This window comes from Microcystis sp. M079S1, assembly GCF_020246425.1.
In the GTDB taxonomy this organism is placed as follows: Bacteria; Cyanobacteriota; Cyanobacteriia; order Cyanobacteriales; family Microcystaceae; genus Microcystis; species Microcystis aeruginosa.
The window spans coordinates 1-8990 of the sequence record NZ_JADBSZ010000056.1; the positions used below are offsets into that span (position 1 = coordinate 1).

Genomic DNA, 8990 nt, shown 5'->3' on the forward strand with positions numbered 1-8990 from the left:
TGAAATGGGGCGAAAGTCTGTGGACTCTGTGTAAGACAGTACATGGTTTTTTAACTGTGGTATGCGACGGTGGTGGAAGCAGAAACTTAAATCGTGAGGTTTAGGAATCGCCGCACTTTTAGGGCGGCGAGGATGTCAACAGGTTCGGTTTCACCGTCCCGTTAACCTACTCGCCAGCTTCCGCAAACGCTTTCAGTGTCGCCTCGATAGCGGCGACCTGTTCGGGTGTTACTTGGAGTTGGCAAGATACGGTCAGGACTTGTTTCATCCCCTCATTAATAATAGACCTCTTGTAAAAATCAAAAATTGTTGTTAGGGTTAGGAGTCAGGAGTCAGTAGTCAGTAGTCAGGAGAATTAAGAATGAATAATAATCAATTAAACGGTCTATTTCCAGATTTTATGTAATTTAATCCTTGTTTTTGCCGTTTTTGAATCCTCAAAAATTAATTATGCAAGAGGTTTAATCAATACATGAGGATTTTGAGGAAGATGCAAGAATTTATTGGCGATTTTTGGGGCATCGAACCCCTCAAAGCCGAACAGTAGGGACTCATGCGGTTTCGTTGAGAAAATTGTCGGAAAAGAGATATTAGCTCAGAAAGCGATTATACTCAATGATCGAAGACTATTGGCCGGCGATCGATGAACCAAGACAACGAGATTAGTCACTTACTAGACCTCATGCCTGCTTCGGGACGGATGATGACGCGCATTGTCAGCAAACCCGAAAGCACCAAGGTAATCGAAACTAATTTTCCCCTGCCCTGGCAAAGAGGAGTCAGACCGATTCAAATTAATTTTGACCTCTGGCGGCAATTATCAAGACCCCAACGGGATCTAGTCTTGTTAAGGGCCGTCTCTGTTTTAACGGCAGTAAAATGGTTTAAACCCGATCTCGATCGATTAATTGCTCTGGCTGGTATGATCGGTTTAACCGTGGAAACCCTGCAAACCGATGCCGTCGGTATGGCAGTAGCGGGGGGTTTAACTGCCTTGGCAATTAACCGGATTTGGCGGGAAAAACGCAGCCCCCAACGGGAATTAGATGCGGATGAAGCGGCCCTAAAAGTGGCCGTTAGACGCGGTTACACGGAAACCGAGGCCGCTAAGGGTTTATTATCGGCTATTGAGACTATAGCTGAAATTGAGGGGCGATCGAGTCTCAATTTTAATGAGTTATTGCGCTGTCAAAATCTGAAAAAATTAGCCAATCTCTCCTTTGTTGGTGTTCCCGATCAGGTGAGACAATCTTAAGGTCAGGAGTCAGGAGGCAATAGGTAATCTCCCCCCCTCTGTCACCCATTCCGGCGTTCCCTGTTCCCTAAAATCAGAGAGTCTGTAAACTTAAAATAACTACTATAAAAATATTTTTCCCCTTGCTCAATGGCTGCAATTGACTCTTTAGAAAAAGCCTTAAAATATCACTTTGGCTACGATCAATTTCGACCGAATCAACGCCAAATAATTGAGGCTGCTTTAAACAATCAGGATTTATTAGTAATTATGCCCACCGGAGGCGGTAAATCTCTCTGTTTTCAGCTACCTGCTTTAATCAAAAAAGGGGTGACGGTGGTGGTTTCTCCCTTAATTGCTTTAATGCAGGATCAAGTAACTGCTTTAGCTGATAATGGCATCGGGGCAACATTTCTCAATAGCACTTTAAACGCTAAACAAGTCAGAGAAAGAGAATCTTTAATCCTGCAAGGAAAAATTAAACTGTTATATGTTGCCCCAGAAAGATTGTTATCGCCTAGTTTTTTAGATTTTTTAGCTGTTATTGATAATTACCTCGGTTTAGCCTGTTTAGCGGTAGATGAAGCTCACTGTGTCTCCGATTGGGGTCATGATTTTCGCCCTGAATATCGACAAATTAAACAAGTTCGTCAACGCTTTCCCTCCGTGCCAATTTTGGCTTTAACTGCCACCGCTACCCAACAGGTTAGAGAAGATATTATCCAACAATTAGGATTGCGAGATACTTCCATTCATATTGCTAGTTTTAATCGTCCTAATCTTTATTATGAAGTTCAACCTAAAACCAGTAAATCTTATCAGCAATTGTATCAATATATTAAAGGACAAAAAGGAGCAGGAATAGTTTACTGTATCAGCCGCAAAACCGTCGATAAAGTTGCAGAACAGTTACAAAAAGATGGTATTAATGCCCTACCCTATCACGCCGGTATGGAGGATCGGGAAAGAAGTAACAATCAAACCCGTTTTATTCGGGATGATGTGCAGATTATGGTGGCAACAATTGCCTTCGGTATGGGGATTAATAAACCGGATGTGCGCTTTGTCATTCATTATGATTTACCCCGCAATTTAGAGGGATATTATCAAGAATCTGGCCGCGCCGGTAGGGACGGAGAACCAGCTAAATGTACCCTCTTTTTTAGCTTTGCAGATGCCAGAAAAATTGAGTATTTTATTAACCAAAAAACCGAGCAAAATGAACAACAGAAAGCCCGTCAACAATTGCGACAGGTGTTAGATTATGCTGAAGGGACTGAATGTAGAAGATCGAGTGTACTAGGCTACTTTGGAGAAAGTTTTTCGGGTAACTGTGGTAACTGTGATAACTGTCGGAATGGTACAAATAACCAGGATTGGACGATCGAGGCACAAAAATTTTTATCCTGTGTGGCGCGGACGGGACAGAAATTCGGTATGATGCACATAATCAACGTGCTGAGGGGAGGAAAAGGTGAAAGAATCACCCAATATCAACATCATTTATTATCTACTTATGGCATCGGTAAAGATAAAACTGTGGAGGAGTGGAAACGTTTAAGTCGTTCCCTTGTCCAGCAAAATATATTAGTAGAAACTGAAGACGATTTTAGAATCTTGAAACTGAATCAACACAGTTGGGAAGTGATGCGGAAACAACGTTCCGTGTTTATTGCCGTCCCCCAAAAAGCTAACGGTCAAATCGTGGGAGACGACAATCCCAATATGGTGGAAAGTGATTTATTATTCGAGCGCTTGCGGCAACTGCGGAAAAAAATTGCCGATAGTCAAGGGGTTCCTCCCTACGTTATTTTCCATGATTCTAGTCTGCGTTTGATGGCCCAATCAAAACCCCGGAGTTTAGGGCAGTTTCGTCAAATTTCTGGAGTAGTACACAGTAAAGTACAACAGTATGGGGATATATTTATAGCGGCAATTAATGATTTTTGTCAGGATAGTCTTCCCTCTACTCAATTCCTCACTCTCCAATACTATCAAGATGGGTTGAATGCGGAAGAAATCGCTCGCAAAAGAAGCTTAAAAGTCTCAACAATCTATGAACATTTAGCTAAATTGCTAGAAGCGGGTTACGAAATTGATATTAATCAGTTAGTTTCTAAAAATAAACAGGAATATATTCGTTTAGCGATCAAAAAAGTGGGCGATCAATCCCTGAAAACTCTCAAAGAAAATCTGGGAGATAATTATAGTTATGAGGAAATTAAATTAGTTGTTGCTTGGCAAAGAAGACCCCGGCAATAAGGGCAGAGGAACTCTTTTGATGCAACCCTCCACTTTAAAAGCTATAGGAGAGTGGGAAGTGGGAAAGGGATTTCCTACTAGGGTAGCAAAAATAATTGACGGCACAAAAACTATTTGATTGCTATAGTCCTTAATAAATAATAATCTGAGAATAACTACTGCTCATAGACAAAGGTGTATCAACCAGCGAAAATAGATAATTTGGGAAAAGTTGTGATTTAAAGATGTGCCATGAATCAGATAGCCTAGTGGTCCATAGGTGAAGATAATATCTTGGCCAAAAATTAACTGTTTATGGGCAGCATCACTAATAGCAAAAGCCCAAGAAGCATCTAAACCAATTTCTAGCCAATCAATAATAGGCAAATTTGCCAGAAAAAAGTAGGCAGTAATGATAATTAGTATTCCTTTGACTAATACAGGTGAATCGAGAGATTTTTTCTGCATAATTGTTCAGTTAAAAAATACCTTTTAATTCCTTTTCATAGGTGTGAATCCAATCAAAAATATCTTGGATTAATTTTCTACCGTCTCGCTGGGGTTGCCATCCAGTTATAGAACTGATTTTGCGAGAATCAGTGATAAAAATTGGCATATCTCCAGTGCGATTTTCGGGAATTGCCTCAATCATTATACTATTGCCCGTGATTTCTTGACATAGTTTTGTGGTTTCATAAAGGGACAAGGAAAAATCTTGCCCACCCCCCACATTAAAAGTCTGCCCTTTGAATTGTTCTAAATTAGCAATCTGAATATCGATTAAATCGAGTAAATCAGCTACATGAAGAAAATCTCTAACCTGTTTCCCTGTACCCCCATAACCGATATATTTTAAGGACTTCTGAAAGTAATGATTAGCTACCCAAAGGGCAAAAACTCCCTGATCAACTTTTCCCATTTGCCAAGGACCAGTTAAAACTCCACAGCGATTAATTAAAGTTCTTAATCCGTAGGCATCCCCATATTCATTAATAATCAATTCCGATGCTAACTTAGTGGAACCGTAGAGAGAACGGGGCAAATCTAAGGGAAATTGTTCACTTATACCAAAAGTAGAAACACCGGGTAAATCTTGCTGATCGGATAACTGAAAACGAGTATCTGTTTCTGTATAGTTTAATTGATTAAGATAGGCTATGGGATAAACTCTGCTGGTGGAGAGAAAAATAAAATCTGCTTCGGTTTGTCTAGCTAATTCTAAACAGTTAATCGTTCCAATTAAGTTGGTTTGCAAAACGTAGCCGGGGGAAGTATAACCAGCTAAAACGGAAGGTTCTGCCGAACATTCTAGGATTAAGTCCACTGGCAAAGCGGATGCTTCTAAGTCTTCCGCATTCCTGACATCTCCATGAACAAACTCAATTCCCGCCTGTTTAAGACGGGAAATATTCAACTCAGAACCGCGACGTTTTAAGTTATCTAAAGCGATAATTTTCCAATCAGGATAACGTTGGGCTAATCCTAAACCTAAAGAACTACCCACAAAACCCGCACCACCAGTAATTAACACTTGCCTAGTCATCAAAAATACTCCTCTAGATAATAATTATCAAGCCACTTGTTTCTTTTTCTGTTTGCCCTTATAGTCTTCTCGAGAAAGGTGTTTTTCTAACCAGATAGAGAGAACTATAAATAAATAACGACTGCCCATTTCCTTGAGTTTTAACTTGGAACCCCCCGGAGTACGATCATGTTATCGGGAGAGTCAGAATTATCTGCCATTGCTACCCCAACCGCATCGCCGCTAAAATTTTCTAATCCACAGCGCACCGCGGGAGCATCTCACTTACGCGATAAGTAATTATACTTAGCCTAAAAGCCACTCTTAATCGTGTCTTGGAACGAAATAGAGGCTTTTAAAGACTGCGTACATGGAGAATTAAGCTAAACGGCGCTTAACCTGCATGATCCAACAGCTATAACCCTTTTGGAGTCTATATCGGTGATCCGAAGTAAAAGCCGTTTAGCTTAAAACAAGAATTACCCTCGAAAAGCCTATTTTTCCACTAAGTATTTATGCTCATTGCAAAGGTGAGATGCTCCCCGCACCGCCAAACCAAAACTATTGGGATAATAGTTATTGATGTAGCGAATCCGGGGATTTCCTTGGTCAATTTTTTGCAGAACTGCTTCGGTTTTATCTTGGCTATTGTCATTAACAACTAGGATTTCATAGTCAATTTTATCCTCTTCTAAAAGTTCAGATATTATAGGAAATATCTTACACAATCTTGGCCAGATAAGCAAGACGGCTGACCACTACTACCGAATCACTACCTGGATTAGCTATTAGTCCCTAACAGGACAGGGAATCGCATGATCGATTTAGGAAGACCTAGTATTTGGTGATCATTAACTAGAGCGCGATCGCATAGTAGACAACAAAATGAGCAAAATTCTCAAACTCATAAATAGCAAGGATTACAGACAAAAGTAACATTTTATGAAGATAGACTTGACAAAATCAACGCAGCCTTAAATTGTCGGGAATGAGTCAATCCCTAGAGCTTTTGCATAAGTCGAGACAAAATAAGATAAAATGGTTCGGCAGTTTAAGATTGAAAGATGACTGACGAACAAGTAAAAACTTTGTCGAGTGTATCCAGACACATTTAAGGATATGGTGACAGTCCTGGCAGGCGAGAATATCGCACCTATTCTTGATTTGCGTGGGATTCAACTTACCGAAAAATTGGGTTGAAAGCCTCGCCCTTTTAGGGCGACTTGATAGGATGTATGATATTAAGAATAGGGGGCCGGGTAAGCAACCGCTTAAAAAACCCAGTCATCAACCGATGAACGCACCTTGAAAACTAGAGTTATGGGGTTCTATAGGGGAATGCTCCTATAGGTAAAAGCTCTCAGCGTCAAGTACCAAAGAAACCAATTATTTTAGAGGTTTTGAACTGTATCGTAGGGCATAGGAGAACAGGCTTCTGTAAGGGAGCGAAAGTCTGAGGAGAGAACCACCTCTGGGTGGGATTTCGCCAGGAATCTAATTCAAGTGGACTCGTTGAGCCAGAAATTCTCAGCAGTGATGCGAGAAGAATCCACGTCCGTTTACGGCGTGGGGTATGTCAAACAGTGACAGATATTTTGAGAAAGATTTCTGTCATTCCCGTTACTTGGCAAAACTGGGCTACGGAAGTATCCAAACTAAAACTTAAAGAGATGGGAAGTAGATAAATATTTATCGTGCCTTATGCCTGGCTCGAAAAACATTTATCTAGAGGTGATTATCTTCACCAGAAGAATTGATCAGCAATTTGGAGTAAACCCTAGATAATTTAATTATGATATTCTTTCAACTTGTAGTTATCGCAGCAACCGCACTTGCTATCACTTTTTCCCTTGGCTATATAGTCTTGCGTGCAGTTACTAACTTAACAGTCAAGGAATGTCTGGCACTTGCAGGGGCCTGTGGTATGGCTTTACAGGGAGCGATTGCCTTCATCGGCTTTCTACTGGGCCTTTCAGGACGTAATTTCTTTATCCTGACCACCGTGGCTCTATTTACCATAGCTATAGCCTTACTACTGCGGAAGCCAAGGAAGACTGAGCCGACTGGGAATTATTCTTGGCTGTACCTGTTGATTGTGTTTTGGACAACTCTAGTTGGCATACAGTTGTTCGTCCTGATCTATAGTGGTGCTAACTGGTATGGCGACTGGTGGATGCACTACGATCTTGCCCAAGTCTACCTAGGACAACAGGCAACTGATACTATTTATTTTAACCGTTACATCGTCTCATCTCGCACGCCTTTGTTCAATCTTTTTTCGAGCTACTATCTTGGTCTTTTGGGAAATCAATTTAGTATCTATCAATTAAGCTCAATATTGCCAGAAGTTTTTTTATTAGCAATGATTCCGTTGCTATTGCGCCCCTACCAGGTAACAATAGCAGTTATCCTAGTGGCTTTCAATGGTCACATGAATAGCACCAGCATTTATCCTTGGCCGAAGATACTTGCTTCCTTATATGTAATTACCGCCATCTATTTTTATCTCGACCTGAGAAAGAATTCCAGGAGGACTTTGTTCTCTCAATCTGCTGTTGGTTGGGGCTTAAGTTCTGGATTAGCGATGCTTAGTCACCCATCAACCCTTTTTTATGTAGCCGCTATGGTTGCCGACAATATCTGGATAAACCGCCGCAATTTTGTTAACGTATTACGGCAATTATTGATCCCCCTATCGATAGCATTTGTGACGTTACTACCCTGGATCTTGTGGGGCATAAGCGAATATGGCTTGCCAGAATTCTTGCGAGCTTTATCTAACACCACAGGCAGCATGAGTACCATCGAAAGAGTGATGAATGCCATTGGCAATCTAACCAGTACAATTGTGCCTATTCCCCTAGGGAAGGCCTTGATTAGTTTCAATACAAATAACCCAATCATAGGACAGATTGGCAATCCATGGCTGAGGTTTTATTATAATGTTCTGCCCGGTGCCTTGAACATAACCATAACTTGCTTGCTCTTATTCGAAGGAGTTAGACGATATTTCCGGAAAAGTTCTTTGCAGTCTATATTGCCAAATTCACTCTTTTTGTTGGTAATCGTCTTTGGGTTTTTAGGTGGTTGCCTGCTGCAACAGGGCTTTAACACTGGCGGTCTAGTTGGTGAGAGCATGACTCCTATAGTCTTTCTTCTCTTGTTAGTTGCCAGTGAATACTTTTATGATCTAGGTGTTAAGTTTCGCCAACTTTTCTTGCTGATTCTTACAGGCGAGTTCTTGATTTCCCGTGGACTTCACTTAGTTTTTCTGGGAATAGGGCATCCCTTTATTTGGGATGACAATTTGAGTCTAAAAAACGATAAAAACCTTGTCTTTGCCAGAGATATTATCGCAACTCCCTGGCTGGGTTTTCTGATTACTACATTGTCCTTTATACTATTATTAGTAATTGGATTGAAAGCCTGTTCAAGAGAACAACGCACTTCTAATTAGGGCTTGCTGAAAAAGTTTTTCGTGGTGGCAGGGTGTGGGGTTTTACCGATTTTGAGGTGGTCAATTACCCAATTTTCAGGGAAAAAGTACCTGAATTTTCCCCCCAATCACTCCAAAGACCGGCACTTTTTGATTTCCAAAAGGTCTAAAAGTCTTACCCAACAAGGTTTTTAGATTTATTCAGCAAGCTATAATTAGCGCTCTTCTGGGAGTCTGGCAAAAGTCTTACAGTCTCTAAACTCTAGCTCTCTTATGGGGTAAGCCTTCAAGCTATCGCTAACTAACAGAAACCCGAAATTTGAGTTTTTATGAGAAAAAAAGTTAGCGATTACTTGTCAAGCAAGGGTTTCAGAATCTAGATTCGGTCAGGGATTTCCGAAAGTCCCAGAAGAGCGTTAGGGTTTGCGGCAAAAAGTACGGGCGAAGCATTCGGATAGAAAATCTCCGGTTTCACCGATAGGTTATTGCCCGAATGCTTCGCCCCTACAGGACGCGGGCCGATGAAGACGCAAGGTTTTGAAGCACGATTCTCTCAA

At 41.0% G+C, this 8990-nt stretch carries 5 protein-coding genes and 3 pseudogenes; 4 read left to right on the top strand and 4 right to left on the bottom strand.

All coding sequences use genetic code 11. From position 1 onward, the window contains the following. The first annotated feature begins 643 nt into the window (after window positions 1–643). Together IM456_RS03405 and recQ are read left to right on the top strand one after the other, a co-directional pair. On the top strand, window positions 644–1255 hold the full coding sequence (locus IM456_RS03405; RefSeq protein ID WP_012263842.1) for a DUF3318 domain-containing protein: 612 nt from the start codon (window positions 644–646) through the stop codon (window positions 1253–1255). 129 nt (window positions 1256–1384) lie between these two features. Further along, window positions 1385–3496, top strand: coding sequence for a DNA helicase RecQ (gene recQ, locus IM456_RS03410; RefSeq protein WP_149986994.1), 2112 nt, complete (start codon window positions 1385–1387; stop codon window positions 3494–3496). 162 nt (window positions 3497–3658) lie between these two features. On the opposite strand, the gene IM456_RS03415 is transcribed toward recQ, so the two are convergent. The 4 genes and pseudogenes from IM456_RS03415 to IM456_RS03430 form a co-directional block, all read right to left on the bottom strand. Then, window positions 3659–3943, bottom strand: a complete 285-nt coding sequence (locus IM456_RS03415) for a hypothetical protein (RefSeq protein WP_287693368.1) — start codon at window positions 3941–3943, stop codon at window positions 3659–3661. Window positions 3944–3953: 10 nt separating this feature from the next. Beyond that, window positions 3954–5018, bottom strand: a complete 1065-nt coding sequence (locus IM456_RS03420) for an NAD-dependent epimerase/dehydratase family protein (protein ID WP_287693367.1) — start codon at window positions 5016–5018, stop codon at window positions 3954–3956. 27 nt (window positions 5019–5045) lie between these two features. Further along, a pseudogene (locus IM456_RS23480) lies at window positions 5046–5183 on the bottom strand (glycosyltransferase); the annotation flags it as partial. Between the two features lie 356 nt (window positions 5184–5539). Continuing rightward, window positions 5540–5707, bottom strand: a pseudogene (locus IM456_RS03430) (glycosyltransferase); the annotation flags it as partial. Window positions 5708–6607: 900 nt separating this feature from the next. Between IM456_RS03430 and IM456_RS23485 the strand changes: the two are divergent. Both IM456_RS23485 and IM456_RS03435 read left to right on the top strand, forming a co-directional pair. Next, a pseudogene (locus IM456_RS23485) lies at window positions 6608–6754 on the top strand (glycosyltransferase); the annotation flags it as partial. 35 nt (window positions 6755–6789) lie between these two features. After that, entirely contained in the window at window positions 6790–8454 is a 1665-nt protein-coding gene (locus IM456_RS03435) for a hypothetical protein (protein WP_287694654.1), read from the top strand. The last annotated feature ends 536 nt before the right edge of the window (window positions 8455–8990 follow it).